The sequence below is a fragment of the Kitasatospora sp. UYEF31 genome, assembly GCF_057291755.1.
The window spans coordinates 121206-140526 of record NZ_JBXAWK010000003.1 but is presented as its reverse complement, the minus strand read 5'-3'; the positions used below and the strand labels follow the sequence as shown (position 1 = coordinate 140526).

Here is a 19321-nt window from a genome sequence, read left to right as displayed (position 1 = left end):
GCCCCTGGCTCCTACTCGCTGCGGCTCTCGGTTGCCAGATGCGTGCCCACCCGCTTGACCAGGAGGTTCATTTCGTACGCGACCATGCCGATGTCCGCGTCGGCCTTGGTCAGCACGGCCAGGCAGCTGCCGTCGCCGGCCGCCGTGACGAAGAGGAACGCCTCTTCCAGCTCCACGAGCGTCTGCCTGACGCCGCCCGCCTTGAAGTGCGCCCCGGCGCCCCTGGCCAGGCTGTGGAACCCGGAGGCCACCGCCGCCAGGTGCTCGGAGTCCTCCCGGGTCAGGTTCTTCGAGACACCGCGGACGAGGCCGTCGGTGGACAGGACTATCGCCTTGTCCACCTTGGCCACGCGGCCGACGAGGTCGTCGAGGAGCCAGTCGAGCTCACTGGGTGTCACCGTCGTTTCGGTCATCGGCCTCGGTCTTTCCGTCTGGAGTGGTGATCGGGGTGTGCACTGCCGCGGCACCCGCCGCGGCCGCGGTTCCGGCTTCGTCCCGGGCCCGTACGGTGCCCTGCTGGAACGCTGAGACGAGGCTGCGCACTTCGACCGCCGTACGTTCGTGAGTGGTCATCACATCCTCGTCCGTCGGGACGGGCGACTTCAACTGTGGAGCCAGCCGGGCCTGCCGCACCCGGCGCGGCAAATCGGGCAACGCGCCCGAAGCCGCCGGGTCCGGCTGTCCCGGCTTCCCCTTTTCCGCTGTCCGCGCTGTCCTCTCCGGCGGCGACGCCTTCTCCGGTACCGGCTGCGGAAGCGGAACGCGGGCCTTCCCCACGTGACCCCGCAGCGCCTGTGCGATCTGCCGCACCGACTGCGGGTGTGTGACCGTGTCGGTCCCGTCCCCGCCGCCGCCGGGGTCCGTCAGCGGCCCGACAAGCGCCACCGCGGCCGGAACCGGCTGCACCGGACCGCCCGCGATGTCAGCGGAGAGTGACGGAACCACCGCGTTCGGCCGCTCCGGCCCGGCTGTCCGGTCCGGCTGGACCGCCCGGTCCGCCCCGGCAGTCTGCTCCGGCCCGGCTGTCCGGTCCGGCTCAGCCGTCCGGTCCGGCTGGGCCAGCAGCGCCGACGGCAGCAGTACCACGGCGGTCACCCCGCCGTACGGCGACCGCTTGAGCGTCACCTCGACCGCGTGCCGCCGGGCCAGCCTGCTGACCACGTAGAGGCCGAGCCGGTCGCTCTCCGCGGGACGCAGTTCCGGCGACTCGGCGAGCCGCACGTTCGCCTCGTCGAGGGCCGCCGCGTCCATCCCCAGACCCCTGTCGTCCACCTCGACGACGACTCCGGCGCCCACCACCTCGGCCCGCACCTCGACCTGGGTGTGCGGCGGGGAGAACACCGTGGCGTTCTCCACCAGTTCGGCCAGCAGGTGGGTCACATCCGCGACAGCCCCGCCCGTCAGCGCGACGGCGGGCAGCGGACACACCGTCACCCGCTCGTAGTCCTCTGTCTCGCCGACCGCCGCGCGCGCCACGTCGACCAGCGGGATGGGCCTGCGCCAGCCCCGCCCGGGAGCCGCCCCGGACAGGATGATCAGGCCCTCGGCGTGCCGCCGCATACGGGTGGTCATGTGGTCGAGCCGGAACAGGTCGGCCAGCTCCGCCGGATCGTGCGCGCTGCGCTCAAGGCGGTCCAGGAGCGCCAGCTGACGGTGCAGCAGGACCTGGTTGCGCCGGGCGATGTTCAAGTAGACCGCCGACAGGCCGCGGCGCAGCTCCGCCTGCTCGACGGCGGTGGCGATCGCGGTGCGCTGCAACCCGTCGAAGGTTTCCGCGAGCTGGCTGATCTCCCCGGCCTTGCCGCCGGACGCCGCCGAGATCGGCGGCGACTCGGCCGCCACGTCCACCTGCTCGCCGTCGTACAGGCGTTTGATCACCTGCGGCAGCCGGACCTCGGCCAGGTCCTTGGCGGCGTTGCGCAGTCCGGTCAGGTCCCGGATCAGCCGGCGTCCCACCCGCATCGAGACGATGACCGACACGATGACCGCGACCAGGCCGAGCCCGCCCATGACCGCGGCCACCGCCAGGACCCGCACCGCGTACGGTTTCGCCCGCGCCATGGTCTTCTTGGCGCTGGTCTCGTTCAGTTCGTGGATCTGCCACAGCGCCGTGTCCAGGGTTCTGCGCCACTGGACCATGTCGACCGACTTGGCGAACGACGCCTCGTCCGCCGTCATCGCCTTGTCCTCCAGCGCCCGCACCGCTGTGGCGGTCGGACTGGCGAAGAAGGCCTCGAACCGCTCCCGGTCGGCGGTGTTCAGCCGGGGCACGGTCACCCGGAACAGCGTCTGCTGCTGGCGGACGGCCGCGGCGAGTTCCCGGACGTCCCGCTCGGCCGGCCGGCCCGTGCCGTGCAGTCCCGTCACCCACGAGTCCTCGCGGGACAACAGTTCGCGGGCCCGCGCCAGTTCGATGAGGGTGAGCGAATCCTTGGCCAGCTCGGTGTTCGCGATACTGGTCAGGTCGATGTACAGGATCGGCGTCAGGTCGATGACTGTGTTGTACTCGTCGATCACGTCGCTCCACGACAGGTCCCGGGAGGCGACCCGGCTGCGCAGGGTCCCCAGGGTGTCCAGCGCCCCGTCCAGGTCCGTGACCCGCTGCAACTGCCGCGTGCTGAGCGCGCTCCGGGCGTTGGAGTCGGACGTGCGTTCGCGCATGCGGGTGATCTGTTTGTCCGTGGTCTCCTGCCGGACGCGCAACTGCCGGGGGAACCCGCCCGGCGACTTGGACGCCAGGAAGTCCACGCTGTCCCGCCGCTCGTCCTGGAGCGCCAGGACCACGTCGTCGACCGGTTCGCCGAAGTGGTCGAAGGTCTTGCCGACCTGGAGCATGTCCCAGGCCTCGCTGCTGGTGGCCGTCGCGGAGAAGCCCCACAGGGCGGTCAGCGAGACCATCGGCACGATCAGCAGGGTGACGATGCGGGCCCGGATGGACCGGCTGCGCAGCCGGCGTGGGACCGACCGCAGGGCGACGGGACGCATGGTCTCAGCGACCTGTCGCCGCTGTGCGCCGGACCGTCTTCTCCACACTCGTCACCACGGCGCTCTCCACTGCCGACGCCGCCGCCTCGCGTGTCGCCTGCCTCGTCGCCTTCCTGGCGTCGTAGACCAGCGCCGCACCGGTGATGAGCGCGCCCGCCCCTTCCCATACGGCCACGGTGCCGAAGCCCTTGGGCGCGATCTTCCGGGCCACGGCCGCGCTGAACACGGTGGTGGTCACCAGCCGGAACGGAACCGTCCAGCGGTAGAAGTCGCGGGTCTCGGTGGCTGCTGCGAGCAGGTAGTACACGCCCATGTTGACCGAGGCCATCGAGGACGCGGTGGCGAACGTCAGTGTGCCGTCGGAGGCCGTGCGCTCGTCGTCGTCGACCGGTTCGAAGCCCAGCTTCTCAGCGGTGCCGCGCGGGTTGACGAGCCCGGCGACGCCCATGGTCAGGGCCATCGCGCCGAAGGTCGCGATGCTCCAGCCGGCAGCGGTTCGGGGCAGGCCCAGGCGCTTGCGCGTGATGATGGATTCCTCCAGGCGGTACGGGGCGTCGCCACGGTGGGTCGTGGTGTACGCCGCCGCAGGATTGTGCCAGTCCGCACGTGACGTGTTGTCACCAGCCCTGCCCTGTAGGCACAACGACTGCCCGACTGTGACGAACCCGGCGTTCGGGAAGCCCGCTTTGTCCCGCAAAGGCGGAGATCAGCACAGCTTGGGCAGTGACTCTCGGCGCACCCGGACCAGGAACTCCTCAACCCGCCGGACATCCGGAAGGGCGGGCAGCGGAGTGTCGGTGACGGCCCGTTCGATGTCGAGGTGGATCTCCGTGCGCCGTGCCCCGACCTCCTCCCACGGGACTTCCCCGCGCTTGACCGCGAGCAGCCAGTCGCGGTCCCCGCCGACGTCAGTACGCAGGACACCCGTGCGCAGCAGCTCCCGGCAGGTCATCGCCCGGCGAGGCCGTAGGCGTTCGAGCCCGTCACACAGGTGTAGACGAGGTGGTCGCGCAGTAGGGTCTCCCGCAGCGTGCCCGCGGGCGGTCTCGGATCCATGGACACCATCCTGCCGCCCGGGCCACCCGTACGCGATCACTTAAATCCTGACCCGCGGACACCTGCCGCACCGCGGACCCGTACGCCGTTAACCTGGTCGTCCCGACACCCCTGGAGATCCTGATGCGCACCGCCGCCGTCGTCGGAACCGGCCTGATCGGCACGTCCGTGGCCCTCGCCCTCACCGCGCGCGGCATCACCGTCCACCTCCGGGACCACGACGAGGCCAACGTACGGACCGCGGCCGCGCTCGGCGCCGGCACGGAAGCGGCCCCGGACGGACCCGTCGACCTCGCGGTCCTCGCCGTCCCGCCGCGCCTCATCGGCCGGGTCCTCAAGGACTGCCAGGACGAGAACCTCGCCCTCGGCTACACCGACGTCGGCAGCGTGAAGGAACAGCCGCTGCGCGACATCGAAGCCCTCGGCTGCGACGTCTCCACCTACGTCGGCGGGCACCCCCTCGCCGGGCGGGAGCGCTCCGGGCCCCTCGCGGCCCGCGCCGAACTCTTCGACGGCCGCCCGTGGGTGCTCACCCCGTCCCGGGACACCCACACCGAGACACTGAACCGCGCCCTCGAAATGGTCGCCCTGTGCCGCGCGGTGCCGGTGGTGATGAGCCCCGCCGACCACGACCGCGCCGTCGCACTGGTCTCCCACGCCCCGCACCTGGTGTCCGCGCTGATGGCCGCCCGCCTTGAGGGCGCGCCCGACACCGCGACCCGGCTGGCCGGTCAGGGCGTCCGGGACGTCACCCGCATCGCCGGGTCCGACCCGAGCCTGTGGACCGACATCCTCGGCGGCAACGCCGTCGCGGTCGCCGACGTCCTGTCGGGAGTGGCCGAGGACCTCACCGCCACTGTCGCCGCCCTGCGCGCACTCGCCGCCGAGGACGAGGCCAAGCGCCTCGAAGGCGCTGAAGGTGTGACCGACGTGCTGCGCCGCGGCAACGCCGGGCACGCCCGCATCCCCGGCAAGCACGGCTCGCAGCCCACCCGGTATGAGCCCGTCCCCGTCATGGTCGGCGACCAGCCCGGCGAGCTGGCCCGGCTGTTCGCCGACGTCGGCCTGGCCGGCGTCAACATCGAGGACATCAGCATCGACCACGCCCAGGGCCGCCCCGCGGGCCTGGTGGAACTGATGGTGGACCCGGCCGCCGTGGACCGGCTCACGGTCGCGCTGCGTGCCAAGGGGTGGACCGTACAGCGGTGACCTGCCAGGTCCCCGGTCCGCGGAGCCACCGCGTGGGCCGGCCGCTCCGCGGTGACAGCTCGCAACCCGTTTCACCGGATGTCAACCTGGAGGGTGGACCGGATATCCGAACCGACGGCCCCGAAGGTCCGTCGTTCAGTCCGCGTACGGTGACCGCCCGTAGATCGACCGCCCCACCACGATCGTCAACGTGTCCACGACCTCGTCCGGCACCGGCCGGTTCCCGTCGCCCGTGACCTCGGCGAACGTGCACACCATCAGCCTGACCAGCATCAGCGCGAGTGAATCCGCCGCCGGCGGACCCGGCTGCGCCAGACCTGTCGCCCGGTCGTTGTTGATGCGCTCGGTTGCGTTCGCGGTCAGCGTGCCGATCAGCCGGTCCCGGAAGACGCTGAGCCCGCCGTCCGCGTCGTCGCGGAAGACCAGGCGCAGGAGGGGGCCGTGGTCCCGCCACAGGTCGGCGAGCCGGACCAGCGAGCTGCGCAGCTCGTCCGCGGACGCTTCAGTCGTCAGCCACTGCTCAGCCACCGCGTCGAAAGTCTCGGCGACCGGTTCGAGCAGTGCTTCGAGCACGGCCTGCTTGCTGGGGAAGTAGAAGTAGAAGCTGGGGCGTGAGATGCCCGCCCCGGACGCCAGGTCGTCGATCGTGATCCTGGCCGGCGCCTTGTGCGCCAGCAGCCCGCGGGCGGTGTCGAGGATCGCCTGCTCGCGCAGGTCACCCTTGCTGGGCCCGCGTCTGCGGCCGGTCCTGGTCATCGGCGCCTCACGTTGCATGCTCCTCAGTATCCCTGTGCGTACGGCTTCGCCAAGGCCGCCCTGCGCGACCGGCCCGTTCCCGCCCGGCCGTGCCGGTCGTCCTCTCCGCGTCCGCGGACCCCCCCGCGGGAAGGGGCGATTCTTCATTTCAACACACCTTCGGCAATACTCGACATAGTGTTGATTATATCGTCGGCCACTCCGTACCCGAAGATCCGAGGAAACCGCTGATGTCCACCCCGCCGTTCGCCATGTCGGACGCCCAGCCGACCGGACTGTCCGAGTCGGCGGCCAAGACCCGCCACACCGGCCTGATCATCGCCGTGCTCTCGTTCGCGGCCATGGTCGGCGCCATGCTCCAGACCCTCGTCGTCCCGGTGCTGAACACCATCGGGACCACGCTGAAGGCCGACGCCTCCGCGGTCTCGTGGGTGCTCACCGCGAACCTCCTGGCCGCCGCCGTCCTCACCCCGCTGTTCGGCAAGATGGGCGACCTGTTCGGCAAGCGCCGCACCCTGCTGCTCGCCCTCGCGCTGATCCTCGCCGGATCACTGCTCGCCGCCCTGACGACCTCGCTGCCGCTGCTGATCATCGGCCGGGTGCTCCAGGGCGCGTGGGGCGGACTCTTCCCCGTCGCCCTCGGCGCCCTGCGTGACGAACTGCCCCGGGAGAAGCTCACCGGAGCGATGGCACTGGTCAGCGGCATGATCGGGATCGGCGGCGGTATCGGCCTCGTCCTGACCGGACTGCTCACCAACAACCACGGTGACTACCACCGCATCTTCTGGGCCGCCGTCGTCCTGGTCCTCATCGCCATGACCGGTGTCTTCGCCGTCCTCCCCAAGCACAAGCCGACGGTCACCGGCCGCATCGACTGGATCGGCACCGGACTGCTCGGCGCCGCCCTGGTCGCCCTGCTCCTCCCGGTCTCCCAGGGCAACACGTGGGGCTGGTCCTCGCCGGGCGTCATCGGCCTGTTCCTCGCCTCCGCGCTGCTGTTCGCCGCCTGGGCCCTGTTCGAGCGCCGCGTCGACGACCCGATGATCGACATGAAGGTCTTCGCCCACCGCCCGATCGCCTTCACGAACCTCGCCGGCATCCTCGTCGGCATGATGATGTTCGTCGGCTTCCTCGGCGTCTCGCAGTTCGTCCAGATGCCCGAGAAGGTCGCCGGATACGGCTTCAGCGCGACCGTCCTCCAGGCGTCCACCGTCTACCTGCTGCCCGGCGCGCTCAGCGCGATCATCGCCGCGCCGGTCGGCGGCCTCATCGTCAAGCGCTTCGGGGGCAGGATCGCCCTGCTCGTCGCGGGCCTGCTGTCCCTCTTCGCGTACACCTTCATCGCACTGTTCCACGACACCACCTGGCAGATGATCGTCGCCGGTGTCTCCGTGCAGTCCGCCGTGGCGATGGCCTTCGCGGCGATGCCCGCGCTCATCATGGCCGAGGTCCCGGCCGGGCAGACGGGCATCGCGAACAGCGTCAACTCGATCGCCCGCTCCGTCGGCTCCTCGCTGGCCTCCGCGGTCGTCGCGTCGCTGCTCACCGGCCACCTCATCGCCGGGCTCCCGGTCAAGCTGCCGACTGAGAACGCGTTCACGATCTCCTTCGTGATCGCCGCGGTGGCCTCGGGCCTGGTGGTCCTGGTCGCCCTGTTCGGCCTGCCGAAGACGGGCGCCCGCTCCCGCCTGGTCACGGGAACGACCAAGGACGCCGTACGGGAGGACTCACCCGCGAAGGTGTGACCGCCGCACGTCCGGGAAACCGCTGCCGGGCCCGTCCCGGCAGCGGTTTCCGGTGTACCGATCAGGGCGCGCCCGGCCCGGTACCCTCAAGAGGACCCCGCCCCGCGCCCGAAAGGCTTTCAGACCCGTGGAAACATCCCCGAATTACGAGGCCGTCGTGGTAGCGGTCGACGGGCCGTCGGGCACCGGCAAGTCCAGCGTGTCCCGGGCGGTCGCCGTCCGGCTCGGCCTGCGCTACCTGGACACCGGCGCGATGTACCGCGCCATGACCTGGTGGATGCTGAACAACGACGTCGACGTGCGCGACGCCGCAGCCGTCGCCGCCGCCGCGGACAAGCCGCAGATCGTCTCAGGCACCGACCCGGCGGGGCCCACGATCACCGTGGACGGCACCGACGTCGCCGCCCCGGTCCGCACCGGCGAGGTCACCCGCGCGGTCTCCGCCGTCTCCGCGGTGCCTGAGATCCGTACCCGGCTCGTCGGACTCCAGCGCACGGCCATCGGCACCGGCGGCATCGTCGTGGAGGGCCGGGACATCACGACCGTCGTCGCCCCCGGCGCCCAGGTCAAGATCTACCTCAACGCCTCCGAGGAGGCCCGCGCCGCCCGCCGCAGCGGCGAGCTGACCGGCGCCGCCGCCGACACCGCGACGATCCGGGCCGACCAGGCCCGCCGCGACCGGCTCGACTCCACCCGCGCGGTCTCCCCGCTCACCCTGGCCGCCGACGCGGTCGAGGTGGACACCACCCACCTGACCCGCGACGAGGTCGTCGAGCACGTGCTCAAACTCATCGAGAGCCGGGTGGGATGACCACCGGAGCCCAGACGCCCGCCGGCCGGATCAAGAAACCGCCGCTGGCCAGGGCCACCCACATCATCGGCGTCCCGGTCCTCGGCACCCTCTGGCGGATCCGCTCGCTCGGCGCCCACCACGTGCCGCTGGCGGGGCCCGTCATCCTCGCGGGCAACCACGCGAGCCTGCTCGACGGGCCGATGATGTTCGCGTACGCACCGCGTCCGACGCACATGCTCGTCAAAGAGGAGATGTTCACCGGCCTCCTCGGCCCGGTCCTGCGCGGCGTCGGCCACCTGCCCGTCACCCGGGGCAGGGCCGACCGCACGATGATCAGCCGGTCCCTGGAGATCCTCGCAGGCGGGGGCATGCTCGGGATCTTCCCGGAGGGCACACGGGGAGAAGGAGACTTCGGCTCGGTGCACAATGGACTCGCGTACCTCGCCCAGCGCTCCGGCGCGGCCATCGTGCCGGTCGCCTGTCTGGGCACCGGCGCGGGCGACGACACCATCGGCACCCTGCCCAAGTGGCGGGCGCGGATCGACGTCGTCTACGGCAGGCCGTTCACCGTCACCGACAAGCCGGGCCCCGGCGGCCGCAAGGCCGTCCAGGCGGCGATGGAACGCGTAGTCGAACACCTGAGTGCCCACCTCGTCGAGGCGAAGCGACTCACCGGCCGTACGGGCTGACAGTCCCGGTACGGCCGTAACGGCGGCACGGCAGACCCCTTCGGGGCCTCGCCGTACCGGAACCGACCCGCCGCACGGCCCACCGGGCCGCGCGGCATCACCACGCAGAGGAAACACCCCATGCAGAACGACGGCGAAGTCGTCTACACCGCACCCCCGACCGGGATCCCCTCCGAGGAGACCTGGACGGCCGGCTACGACCCCGAAGAGTGGGTCGACGTCGAGGACGGCGAAGGCCGCCTCGGGCACGGTGAAGAGGCTGAGTTCAGCGGACCACTGCCGGTCCTGGCCGTGGTCGGACGCCCGAACGTCGGCAAGTCCACCCTGGTCAACCGGATCATCGGACGCCGCCAGGCCGTCGTCGAGGACACCCCCGGCGTCACCCGCGACCGCGTGAAGTACGAAGCCGACTGGAACGGCCGCCGCTTCATCGTCGTCGACACCGGCGGCTGGGAGAAGGACGTCGTCGGCATCGACCTGTCCGTCGCCAAGCAGGCCGAGTTCGCCATCCAGACCGCCGACGCGGTCATGTTCGTCGTGGACGCCCGCGTCGGCGCCACCGCGAGCGACGAAGAAGTCGTCAAGGTCCTGCGCCGCTCCAAGAAGCCGGTCGTCCTGGCCGCCAACAAGGTCGACGACCTGCCCGGCGAAGCCGACGCCGCCGCCCTGTGGTCGCTCGGCCTGGGTGAGCCCTACCCCGTCTCCGCCGTCCACGGCCGCGGCTCCGGCGACCTCCTGGACGCCGCCATGGCGATCCTCCCCGAGGCCCCCGCCGTGCGCTTCGGCGAACCCGGCGCCGGCGGCCCCCGCCGTGTCGCCCTGATCGGCCGCCCCAACGTCGGCAAGTCCAGCCTGCTCAACCAGCTCGCGCAGGAGGACCGGGTCGTCGTCGACGAGATCGCCGGCACCACCCGCGACCCGGTCGACGAGATGATCGAGCTCGGCGGCCGGACCTGGAACTTCGTGGACACCGCCGGCATCCGCCGCCGCGTGCACATGACCCAGGGCGCCGACTTCTACGCCTCGCTGCGCACCAGCGCCGCCCTGGACAAGGCCGAAGTGGCCGTCATCCTGGTGGACGCCAGCGAGCGCCTGGCCGAGCAGGACACCCGCATCATCACCCTCGCGGTGGAGTCCGGCCGCGCGATCGTCATCGCCTACAACAAGTGGGACCTGCTCGACGAGGAGCGCCGCTACTACCTGGAGAAGGAGATCGAAACCGATCTCGTCCAGATCCAGTGGGCCCCGCGGGTCAACGTCTCCGCGCTGACCGGCCGCCACATGGAGAAGCTCGTCCCGGCGCTCGACGTCGCACTGGCGAACTGGGAGATGCGCATCTCCACCGGCAGGCTCAACGCCTTCATGGGCGAGCTCGTCGCGTCGCACCCGCACCCGATCCGCGGCGGGAAGCAGCCGCGCATCCTGTTCGCGACGCAGGCCGGCAGCAAGCCGCCGCGGTTCGTGCTCTTCACGTCCGGCTTCCTGGAGGCCGGCTACCGCCGCTTCGTGGAGCGCCGCCTGCGCGAGGAGTTCGGCTTCGCGGGCACGCCGATCGAGATCCGCATGAAGATCCGCGAGAAGCGCGGCGACCTGTACAAGGACAAGAAGAAGAAGTGATCCGTACGGATTGACTGACGCGCAGGGCCGGTCCCCCGGGGAGAACGGGGACCGGCCCTGTCGCGCGTCGGACGGTCCGCGGGCCGCGGCTCCTGCGCTACAACGACAGGTGCTGGCCCGACGAGCCCGGGAACGGGGACGGCACCAGTGTCAGGGGGTTGCCCCGGTGCCGGCCGTTGTTGTAGTCCGGGTAGTCCGGGTAGGCCGGGGGCGGCTGCGGCTGGTCCTGGCTGTTCTGCGGGGCGTACTGCTGGCCCTGCTGCCCGTGGTACTGCGTCGCTGCCGGGGCCGCCGGCTGGGCGTACACCGGCTGCGGCGGGACCTGGTGGCCGCCCGAGTGCTGCACCGGGTGCGCCGCCGCGTAGCTGCCGCTGTTCATCACGCCGCCGTACGCGTGGTCGCCGTACGCGCTGTTGCCGTAGCTGTCGTACCCGTACGCAGGCAGGGCGGTGCGGTAGCCGCCCGGTCCGTAGGACGACTGCGCGGGCGGCGACGACCGCAGTGGCTCTTCGCCGTAGCGGTCCCCTGGGACGGCTCTGAACATCAGCCGCCACTCGCTGACCAGCGAGTCGTAGATCGGGTTTGCCGAGGCCGCCGGGCCGGGACCGTAGCCGGTGAGCGCCCTGCTGCTGAGGGAGTCGTCGAAGCTGAACACACAGAGTTCAACGACGTGGATGTCAAAGCGATGCGCCCGGAAACGTAACAGCGCATTCTTCAAAGGAGGGCTCCGAGTCCGGCGTTCCCCTCCCCGCGCCTTCGCTGAACTCGTCGTCCTTGTCCCGTATCGCGGACCAGAGGCGCGTTTTGACGCAACGTCAGTTGGCGCGGACGCGCGAGCGGACCGTACGGAAACGCTCCTGGGCGGGTCTGCCGCCTTCTGCGGTCACCCGCACTCGGCGGCCACCACGTCCACCATCGCGCCGGTGACCAGACGCAGGTCTTCAGGACCCATGACGTACGGCGGCATCGTGTACACCAGCCGCCCGAACGGGCGGATCCACACGCCGCGTTCGACGAACGCGGGCTGGACCCTCGTCATGTCCACCGGCTCGTGCAGCTCGATGACGCCGATCGCGCCGAGCACCCGGACGTCCGCGACCGCGGCCAGATCCCTGGCCGGTTCGAGCCCGTCCCGCAGCCCCGCTTCGAGCACGGTGATCCGCGCCTGCCACGGCGAGTCGAGCAGCAGCCGGACGCTCGCCGCCGCCACCGCGCACGCCAGGGGGTTGGCCATGTAGGTCGGCCCGTGCATGAAGGCCCCGCCCTCGCCACGGCTGATCACCTCGGCCACCTCGTCGGTGCACAGCGTCGCCGCCAGGGTCAGATAGCCGCCGGTCAGGGACTTGCCCAGGCACATGATGTCCGGCGAGATCCCGGCGTGGTCCGCCGCGAACAGCGCACCCGTACGGCCGAACCCGGTGGCGATCTCGTCCAGGATCAGCAGCACACCGTGCTCGTCGCACAGCTCACGGACCCGGCGCAGATAGGCGGGGGAGTGGAAGCGCATGCCGCCCGCGCCCTGCACGATCGGCTCCAGGATGACCGCGGCGACCTCATCGCGGTGCCCGGCGAGCAGCCGGGCCAGGTCGGCGGTGTCCGCGTCGGTCAGCGGGGTGCCGAAGCCGGACGGCGGCACCGGCGCGAACAGGTGCCCGGGCAGGGCGTCGGAGAACAGATGGTGCATGCCGCCCACCGGGTCGCACACGGCCATCGCGCCGAAGGTGTCGCCGTGGTAGCCGCCGCGTACGGTCAGCAGGCGCGTCCGGCCCGGCTTCCCGGCGGCGCGCTGGAACTGGAGCGCCATCTTGATGGCGACCTCGACCGACACCGACCCCGAGTCGGCGAAGAACACCCGCTGGAGCGGTCCGGGTGTGATGTCGACCAGGAGCTTCGCCAGCTCGACGGCCGGGGGGTGGGTGAGCCCGCCGAACATGACGTGCGCCATGGTGTCCAGCTGGTCCTTCGCCGCAGCGTTCAGCACCGGGTGGTTGTACCCGTGCACCGCCGCCCACCACGAGGCCATGCCGTCCACGAGCTCGCGTCCGTCGGCCAGGGTCAGCCGTACGCCGTCCGCCGACACCACCGGGAAGAGCGGCGCGTCGCCGACCGCGCTCGCGTACGGATGCCAGATGTGCCGCCGGTCGTAGGCGATGAGCTCTTCGCCGGAGAGGTGCTGAGACATGGGGGAAAACTAACAACCTGCCCCGCCCCCGCGTGTGCGGGGGCGGGGCAGGTGGTGACCCGACTGCTCAAACCCCGCTGACGGGCACCGAGCCGGCGACCAGCAGGCCCCGCGCGGCGGCGTCGCCGAGCGCGGTTGCCAGTTCGTCGTTGCCGGTGTGGATGCCGATGGTGCCCACCGGCGCCGCGTACAGCAGCACGATGCCGTTGCCCTTCGCCGCGTTCAGCCAGGCACCGGGCACCTCGGCGGGCGTCTGCGCCTGCCACCACGCCTCGGTCCGGCCGCCGCCGCCCGGGAACAGGACCGCCGTCAGGAAGCCGTTCGACACCTCCACCGACCAGCCCCCGAGCAGCGGCGGAAGTGTTTCGGCGGGAGTGGCGATACCGGCGAAGCCGCGCTCGCCGAGCAGTTGGAGGAACTCGTCGCGGCTGCCGTCCAGGCCCGGTCTGGCCACCGCCGCCCCGGGCTCGACGACCAGGGCCGCGTAGGTGACCCCGGCGCAGACCATCATGCTGCCGGTGATCGAGATGGGCACCGGGCCGCCGGGGACGACGGTGGGCACGGCGCCCGCCACCTGCGCCTGCTGGGCGGCGAGCAGCGGCTTCACCGCGTCCTCGGACACGGGGATCACCTGGGAGGGGATGCACCGGGTGTGCGCGAACGCCAGCACCGCGGTCTCCTGCGCGAGGTAGAGCAGCGCGCTGGTCTCCTCCCGCTCGGTGTCGCCCTGCCCCTTGCAGGAGGCGCAGGCGTAGGTCTGCGGGCCGGACTCGCCGGCCGTCAGGCGGCCCGCCTCGTCTTCGCCGATCTCGGCGCGGACCTCGGGACTCACGTCCAACATGCGTGACACGGAATGACTCCTCGAAGTGGGCTCACTGTCGGCCCCGGACGTTACCGGCCGTAGATCCCCAGTCACTCATCGCGCGGGCGGATGTCACTCGTATGAGGCATGGCGGGGGTCGGCGCGGCCGTTCCGGGTGACCGGGCCCACCGGCCGGCCCGGCCGCTTTCCCCAGGATCCGGCGGGATCCGGCGGGGGCTCGACAGGGAAAGGGTGTACTGTCCGAATAGTCTGGTTAAATAAGGAATTCTCGCGAGGCCTTTCCTGGTGACCCGGCTGTCGGAAGTGCGCGACGGCCGCGGAGGGGGATGCTGCACTCTGCGTGTGAGCTATTACCTAAAGTGACGTGATTCGGCGACTTGAATGCGCCTGTGATCCCGCCGGACCGCCTAACCGCTGGCATGAAATCGCTGGTGAGCGCTCGACAAATGCGACATATGCCCTAAAAGTGATGAGACGTGGATCTCTTTGCGTTTCTCTTCTCCGGACCTCGGGCATGTCGCTCTCGGTAATGAATGCGGGTTGCAACTATCCCCTTCGGGATGTGCGGCCGTGCGCCGTGGACCGCCGCCGTACAAAAACACCGGGCGGTCCGGTGACCCGCTCAACGAGTCCGCAGCGCCGACGCGTCCGTACGGGGAGCGCCGGCACGGGTCCGCCCCGCGCGTACGCGCGGTCGGAGCAAACCCGTGGAGCCGCGGCCCGAACAGTGAGGTGCACATGCCCAGACTCCAGGTCGAGAACCTGTACAAGATCTTCGGTCGGAAGACCGACGAAGCGCTGACCCGGCTCCGTGGGGGAGAGAGCCGGGACGCGCTGCGGGACAGCAACGCGACCGCCGCCGTCATCGACGCCTCGTTCGAGGTGGACGAAGGCGAGATCTTCGTCGTGATGGGCCTGTCAGGCTCCGGTAAATCCACCCTTCTGCGCACCCTCAACGGCCTTCTTGAACCTACGGCGGGCCGCGTCCTCGTGGACGGTGAGGACCTGACCGCGTTGTCACCCAAACGGCTGCGTGAAGTCCGGTCGAAGCGGATCAGTATGGTGTTCCAGCACTTCGCGCTCTTCCCGCACTACACCGTCCTGGAGAACGCCGCGTACGGCCTCGCCGTACAGGGCGTCCCGGCGAAGGAACGCGACACCCGCGCCCGTCACGCCCTGGAGATGACGGGCCTCAAGGGCTGGGAGGACAACCTCCCCGCCGAGCTGTCCGGCGGCATGCAGCAGCGCGTCGGCCTGGCCCGCGCCCTGGCCACGGACGCGGACATCCTCCTGATGGACGAGTCGTTCAGCGCCCTGGACCCGCTCATCCGCCGGGAGATGCAGGACCAGCTCCTGGAACTCCAGCAGAAGCTGAAGAAGACCATCATCTTCATCACCCACGACCTCAACGAGGCCATGCGCATCGGTGACCGCATCGCGGTCATGCGCGACGGCCGCATCGTGCAGATCGGCACGGCCGAGGACATCCTCACCGACCCGGCGAACGACTACGTCGCCTCGTTCGTGGCCGACGTGGACCGCAGCCGGGTGCTGACCGCCGGCTCGATCATGGAGGAGCCGCGCAGCACGCTCACCCGCGGCGAGGGCCCGCGCGTCGCGATCCGCCGGATCCGCGAGGCCCAGCAGACCGCCGCGTTCGTCATCGACACCGTGGACCGCGGCAAGCGGCTCCTGGGCGCGGTCACCGACGCTACGGTCGCCGAGGCCGCGCGCCGCGGCGACAAGGTCATCGGGCCCGAGGCCGGCCTGGACATCGTGACGGTGACCGAGGACACGCCCGTCATCGAGCTGTTCGCGCCGAGCGCGGAGAACAACCTGCCGCTCGCGGTCGTCGACAAGGACATGAGGCTGGTCGGGGTGATCCCCCGGGTGACCCTGCTGGCCGCCCTCGGCAACTCCGCGTACAGCGCGCCGGCCGACGAGAGCGACGGCGACGGGGACGACAGTCTCACGGACACCGGAAGCGTCCGGATCCTCATACCGGCCGGTGCCACGATGCCGAGCGCCGTCAGCGCCGACAGCACCGACAGCGTCGCTGACCAGTACAACCGGCCCGACAACTCGTCGTCCGACCTGAACGGCGGGGTGAAGGCCTGATGCCCAGGATCCACGTAGGCGACTGGGTCGAAGACCTTGTCGACTGGATGCAGAACCATCTGACCTGGCTGTTCGACTTCATCAAGGATGTCGTCGGCGGCGCGGTCGGCCACCTGGAGAGCGCGCTCAACGCGCCCCCGGTGCTCGTGATCGCCCTGTTGTTCGCCGTCGTCGGCTGGGCCGCGCGCAGTGCGCTGTTCGGCGTACTCACCTTCGCCGGCTTCGCCTTCATCGAGATGCTCGACCAGTGGGACGCGGCGATGTCCACGCTGTCCCTGGTCCTCGTCTCGTCCTTCGCGGCGCTGCTGATCGCCGTGCCGCTGGGCATCTGGGCGGCCCGTAGCCAGCGGGTGAGCTCGGTCATGAAGCCGGTCCTGGACTTCATGCAGACCATGCCGGCGTTCGTCTACCTGATCCCGGCGATCACCTTCTTCGGCATCGGTGAGGTGCCCGGTGTCATCTCCACCGTGGTCTTCGCCCTCCCGCCGGGCGTGCGGCTGACCGAACTCGGCATCCGCAACGTCGACAAGGAGATGGTCGAAGCCGGTGAGGCCTTCGGGTCCAGCGAGTGGAAGATCCTCAAGGACATCCAGTTCCCGCTGGCCCTGCCGTCGGTCATGGCCGGTGTCAACCAGGTCATCATGCTGTCGCTGTCCATGGTCGTCACCGCCGGCATCGTCGGCGCGGGCGGTCTGGGCGCGCAGGTCTACGGAGCGCTGACGCAGGGCAACGTCGGCACCGGCTTCGAAGCCGGTCTCGCCGTGGTCGTCCTGGCTGTCTTCCTGGACCGCTCGGTCGGCGCGCTCGGCCGCCAGGTCGAGGTCGGGGCCCGGCGCGCCGTGAAGCGCCAAGCTTCCGGCAACGTGGTGCTCGGCGCGCTCAACTGGCGTCCCCCGACGGTGGCCACGGTCAGCGGTGTCGCGGTCCTCGCACTGTTCGGCACCGTCCTGGGCGGCACCCTCGCCCCGGAGGACGAAGCCGGCACGAAGAAGATCACGATCGGCTGGATCCCGTGGGAGGAGGACGTCGCCGTCACGTACATGTACAAGAACCTGCTTGAGCAGCGCGGCTACTCCGTCACGCTCAAGCAGCTCGACGTCGCCCCCACCTTCCAGGCGCTCGCCCAGGGCGACATCGACTTGTTCCTGGACGCCTGGCTCCCCGAGCTGCACAAGAACTACATGGACAAGTACGGTCCGCAGGTCGAGGAGATCTCGCGCTGGTACAACAACGTCGACGTGCAGATCGCGGTCCCGAAGAACCTGCCGTACAACAGCATCGAAGACCTCAAGGGCCACGCGTCGGAGTTCAACGGCCGCATCGTCGGCATCGAGCCGGGCGCGAACATCATGAAGCTCGCCGAGACGAAGATGCTCCCGGACTACGGCCTCGACGGCTTCAAGGTGCAGTCCAGCAGCACGCCCGCGATGATCGCCGAGCTGGACCGGGCGATGGCCAAGGGCGAGCCGATCGCGGTCACCATGTGGCACCCGCACTGGGCGTACAGCAAGTACGACATCAAGCCGCTCGCCGACCCGAAGAAGTCCTTCGGTGAAGCCGGCTACATCAGCGCGCTGGGCCGCAAGGGCTTCGCGAAGGACTTCCCCGAGCTCAACGGCTGGGTCAAGCAGCTCAAGCTGGACGACTCGGTGATCGGCCCGCTGGAGCAGAAGATCTACGTTGACAACAAGGGCAAGAAGGACCCTGAGGTCGAGGGCGTCAAGGCCTACCTGAAGGAGCACCCGGAGGTCGCGGACAAGTTCATCCCCGGCTTCACGGGCGGCAAGACCGGCCAGACGCCCGGCAGTCCGGCCCCGGCCGCCGCGGGCAACCCGGCGACCCCGGCCGCGCAGCGCGAACCGGAGGCCGCACCGGCCCCGGTGCCCGCGAGCTAGCAGAGCCACCCAGAACCGCCCGGCAGGTGACGAGAGGTCACCTGCCGGGCGGTTCTCCCGTACGGGGCGAGGGTGCCGCCCAGATCCTGTGCCATGTGCTGGTCCTCATCCCGTCAGGTTGTCGACACGTGTCGCCATGCCGTCCGTACGCGATGATCCAACGGGGCGTCAGAAAGAAGAAGGGGTCGCGGTGATCACAGACGGGGCCTACGGGGCGAACTTCCAGGCCGGACCGCCGGGCACCGGGTCGCAGCCCTGGAGCTTCGCGGTGGCCGCGACGTAACTCCGGAACAACTCCTCGACCGGCAGCCCCGCGGTCTGCAACGGGTCCCCGTGCCGGGACAGCCGGAACGCCGCGCCGATGCCGCCGCACACACCGTCCACCGAGGCCACGACCGTGCCCGGATCGCCCTGTGCGTACGGGTCCGCGGCGGTGTTCAGCCGCGCGGTCATGTCCTTGCGCTGCCCGGCCTCCTCCTGGCTCGGCACGATCCAGCCGTGGCTGACGCTGAACGACAGCACCCGCCGCCCGTCCTTGTAGAGGTCGCAGACCTGTGCGGGACCCGGCCCCGTCGGCGTGACCTGCGAAGTCCAGGTGCCCGCGCCCAGCACCCCGCGGTCCAAGGCCGCGCACCCCGGGTCGGCGCCGAGCGGCAGCAGCGGCCCGGCCGGCTGCGGCGCGAAGGGCTGCGCCGGCGCGGGGGTCCCGCACTGGGCGGCGGCACCGACCCTGCCCGCGAAGGTGACCGCGAGGCGCGACAGCGCGGCCCGCTGGTCAACTGTGCCCGCGGCGGGCCCGGTGACCCGGGTCCGGACCAGGAGCGGCACGGGGTCGCGGATGCCGTCGAGGCGGCAGGTCTGCACCAGCCAGGCGTCGGTGGGCCCGGCCATGCCGTAGACACCCGGGTCCGCGGGGGCTGAGAGCAGCGGGGCCGAAGCCGCGGTGGTCGAGCCGACCAGCTGTGCGAGGTCCTGCCCGGCCATGTTGAACAGATAGGCCGAGCCGGTGAACGTACGGTCCTGGACCTTCACCTCGCAGCGGGCCAGGGGGTACCGCGTGCCGGGCCGCTGCTGTTCCATGACCGCCGGGTCCCCCGGCGGGAGTACCGCGGTGATGTCACCCAGCGGCAGCAGACCGGCGCAGACCTCCGCTCCGGCGGGGGCCGCCGAGGGTGCGGGGGAGGCGTCGGGGGAGAACATCGCCGAGCAGCCGGAGAGGGCGAACACCAAGGTGGCGGCCACGGCCGCTGTGGCGCGCCGTCGGGAGGTGGGCATACGTACGGGGTCCTCCAACGGCGGCGGGGTCCAGCTGCGGTGCGCGGGCGGGTCGGCGTCGAGCTTCTGCCGACCGTACGCCCGCAGGATATCGGCCCCGTCCCCCGGCCGGTCGCCGGCGACGGGGCCGTCGGGCGTACCGCCGGCCGTCCGGCTGACCGGGGCGGTCACCAGCGGC

General features: G+C 70.9%; 16 protein-coding genes. 7 read left to right on the top strand and 9 right to left on the bottom strand.

Annotated elements, in window-relative coordinates:
• Window positions 1-11: 11 nt before the first annotated feature.
• The 4 genes from AC0Z36_RS02515 to AC0Z36_RS02500 are packed head-to-tail and all read right to left on the bottom strand — an operon-like array spanning window position 12 to window position 3937.
• On the bottom strand, window positions 12-413 hold the full coding sequence (locus AC0Z36_RS02515) for a roadblock/LC7 domain-containing protein (protein WP_485460961.1): 402 nt from the start codon (window positions 411-413) through the stop codon (window positions 12-14).
• Complete coding sequence (locus tag AC0Z36_RS02510; RefSeq protein ID WP_485460960.1) at window positions 385-2985, bottom strand: sensor histidine kinase; 2601 nt, start codon at window positions 2983-2985, stop codon at window positions 385-387. Before AC0Z36_RS02510 ends, AC0Z36_RS02515 begins: the two co-directional genes overlap by 29 nt.
• Before the next feature lie 4 nt (window positions 2986-2989).
• Window positions 2990-3682: a hypothetical protein gene (locus AC0Z36_RS02505; RefSeq protein WP_485460959.1), complete on the bottom strand. Its 693-nt coding sequence runs from the start codon at window positions 3680-3682 to the stop codon at window positions 2990-2992.
• A gap of 9 nt (window positions 3683-3691) precedes the next feature.
• Window positions 3692-3937 carry a hypothetical protein gene (locus AC0Z36_RS02500; RefSeq protein WP_485460958.1) on the bottom strand — a complete coding sequence of 82 codons (246 nt, stop codon included), beginning with the start codon at window positions 3935-3937 and terminating at the stop codon, window positions 3692-3694.
• Window positions 3938-4164: 227 nt separating this feature from the next.
• Here AC0Z36_RS02500 and AC0Z36_RS02495 point away from each other — a divergent pair, with 227 nt between their 5' ends.
• Entirely contained in the window at window positions 4165-5250 is a 1086-nt protein-coding gene (locus tag AC0Z36_RS02495) for a prephenate dehydrogenase (RefSeq protein ID WP_485460957.1), read from the top strand.
• Between the two features lie 135 nt (window positions 5251-5385).
• Here AC0Z36_RS02495 and AC0Z36_RS02490 read toward each other — a convergent pair whose 3' ends face one another.
• Window positions 5386-6024, bottom strand: a complete 639-nt coding sequence (locus AC0Z36_RS02490; RefSeq protein ID WP_485460956.1) for a TetR/AcrR family transcriptional regulator — start codon at window positions 6022-6024, stop codon at window positions 5386-5388.
• A gap of 212 nt (window positions 6025-6236) precedes the next feature.
• Between AC0Z36_RS02490 and AC0Z36_RS02485 the strand changes: the two genes are divergently transcribed.
• The 4 genes from AC0Z36_RS02485 (at window position 6237) to der (ending at window position 10850) form a co-directional block, all read left to right on the top strand.
• Entirely contained in the window at window positions 6237-7751 is a 1515-nt protein-coding gene (locus AC0Z36_RS02485) for an MFS transporter (protein ID WP_485460955.1), read from the top strand.
• 127 nt (window positions 7752-7878) lie between these two features.
• Window positions 7879-8562, top strand: a complete 684-nt coding sequence (cmk, locus tag AC0Z36_RS02480; RefSeq protein WP_485460954.1) for a (d)CMP kinase — start codon at window positions 7879-7881, stop codon at window positions 8560-8562.
• Window positions 8559-9233: a lysophospholipid acyltransferase family protein gene (locus AC0Z36_RS02475; RefSeq protein ID WP_485460953.1), complete on the top strand. Its 675-nt coding sequence runs from the start codon at window positions 8559-8561 to the stop codon at window positions 9231-9233. The genes cmk and AC0Z36_RS02475 overlap by 4 nt, the downstream gene beginning before the upstream one ends.
• Window positions 9234-9353: 120 nt before the next feature.
• Window positions 9354-10850: a ribosome biogenesis GTPase Der gene (gene der / locus AC0Z36_RS02470; protein ID WP_485460952.1), complete on the top strand. Its 1497-nt coding sequence runs from the start codon at window positions 9354-9356 to the stop codon at window positions 10848-10850.
• A gap of 97 nt (window positions 10851-10947) precedes the next feature.
• On the opposite strand, the gene AC0Z36_RS02465 is transcribed toward der, so the two are convergent.
• From AC0Z36_RS02465 to AC0Z36_RS02455, 3 genes are all read right to left on the bottom strand, one after another.
• Complete coding sequence (locus AC0Z36_RS02465; protein ID WP_485460951.1) at window positions 10948-11505, bottom strand: hypothetical protein; 558 nt, start codon at window positions 11503-11505, stop codon at window positions 10948-10950.
• 228 nt (window positions 11506-11733) lie between these two features.
• Window positions 11734-13032: an adenosylmethionine--8-amino-7-oxononanoate transaminase gene (gene bioA, locus AC0Z36_RS02460; RefSeq protein ID WP_485460950.1), complete on the bottom strand. Its 1299-nt coding sequence runs from the start codon at window positions 13030-13032 to the stop codon at window positions 11734-11736.
• Window positions 13033-13099: 67 nt separating this feature from the next.
• A complete protein-coding gene (locus AC0Z36_RS02455; protein ID WP_485460998.1) occupies window positions 13100-13873 on the bottom strand; it encodes a hypothetical protein in 774 nt (257 codons plus the stop codon).
• A 720-nt stretch (window positions 13874-14593) separates the two neighbouring features.
• On the opposite strand from AC0Z36_RS02455, the gene AC0Z36_RS02450 reads away from it, so the two are divergent.
• Complete coding sequence (locus tag AC0Z36_RS02450; RefSeq protein ID WP_485460949.1) at window positions 14594-15973, top strand: quaternary amine ABC transporter ATP-binding protein; 1380 nt, start codon at window positions 14594-14596, stop codon at window positions 15971-15973.
• Complete coding sequence (locus AC0Z36_RS02445; RefSeq protein WP_485460948.1) at window positions 15973-17868, top strand: ABC transporter permease/substrate binding protein; 1896 nt, start codon at window positions 15973-15975, stop codon at window positions 17866-17868. The genes AC0Z36_RS02450 and AC0Z36_RS02445 overlap by 1 nt, the downstream gene beginning before the upstream one ends.
• A 207-nt stretch (window positions 17869-18075) precedes the next feature.
• Here AC0Z36_RS02445 and AC0Z36_RS02440 read toward each other — a convergent pair whose 3' ends face one another.
• A complete protein-coding gene (locus AC0Z36_RS02440) occupies window positions 18076-19314 on the bottom strand; it encodes a hypothetical protein (protein WP_485460947.1) in 1239 nt (412 codons plus the stop codon).
• Between the last annotated feature and the right edge of the window lie 7 nt (window positions 19315-19321).

Bases quoted from the DNA above. Each gene is read 5' to 3' on its own strand.
- AC0Z36_RS02500 (WP_485460958.1), bottom strand. From the start codon at position 3,937: ATGACCTGCCGGGAGCTGCTGCGCACGGGTGTCCTGCGTACTGACGTC.
- AC0Z36_RS02455 (WP_485460998.1), bottom strand. From the start codon at position 13,873: ATGTTGGACGTGAGTCCCGAGGTCCGCGCCGAGATCGGCGAAGACGAG.
- AC0Z36_RS02485 (WP_485460955.1), top strand. From the start codon at position 6,237: ATGTCCACCCCGCCGTTCGCCATGTCGGACGCCCAGCCGACCGGACTG.
- bioA (WP_485460950.1), bottom strand. From the start codon at position 13,032: ATGTCTCAGCACCTCTCCGGCGAAGAGCTCATCGCCTACGACCGGCGG.
- AC0Z36_RS02495 (WP_485460957.1), top strand. From the start codon at position 4,165: ATGCGCACCGCCGCCGTCGTCGGAACCGGCCTGATCGGCACGTCCGTG.
- AC0Z36_RS02490 (WP_485460956.1), bottom strand. From the start codon at position 6,024: ATGCAACGTGAGGCGCCGATGACCAGGACCGGCCGCAGACGCGGGCCC.
- der (WP_485460952.1), top strand. From the start codon at position 9,354: ATGCAGAACGACGGCGAAGTCGTCTACACCGCACCCCCGACCGGGATC.
- AC0Z36_RS02510 (WP_485460960.1), bottom strand. From the start codon at position 2,985: ATGCGTCCCGTCGCCCTGCGGTCGGTCCCACGCCGGCTGCGCAGCCGG.
- AC0Z36_RS02475 (WP_485460953.1), top strand. From the start codon at position 8,559: ATGACCACCGGAGCCCAGACGCCCGCCGGCCGGATCAAGAAACCGCCG.
- AC0Z36_RS02450 (WP_485460949.1), top strand. From the start codon at position 14,594: ATGCCCAGACTCCAGGTCGAGAACCTGTACAAGATCTTCGGTCGGAAG.
- AC0Z36_RS02515 (WP_485460961.1), bottom strand. From the start codon at position 413: ATGACCGAAACGACGGTGACACCCAGTGAGCTCGACTGGCTCCTCGAC.
- AC0Z36_RS02445 (WP_485460948.1), top strand. From the start codon at position 15,973: ATGCCCAGGATCCACGTAGGCGACTGGGTCGAAGACCTTGTCGACTGG.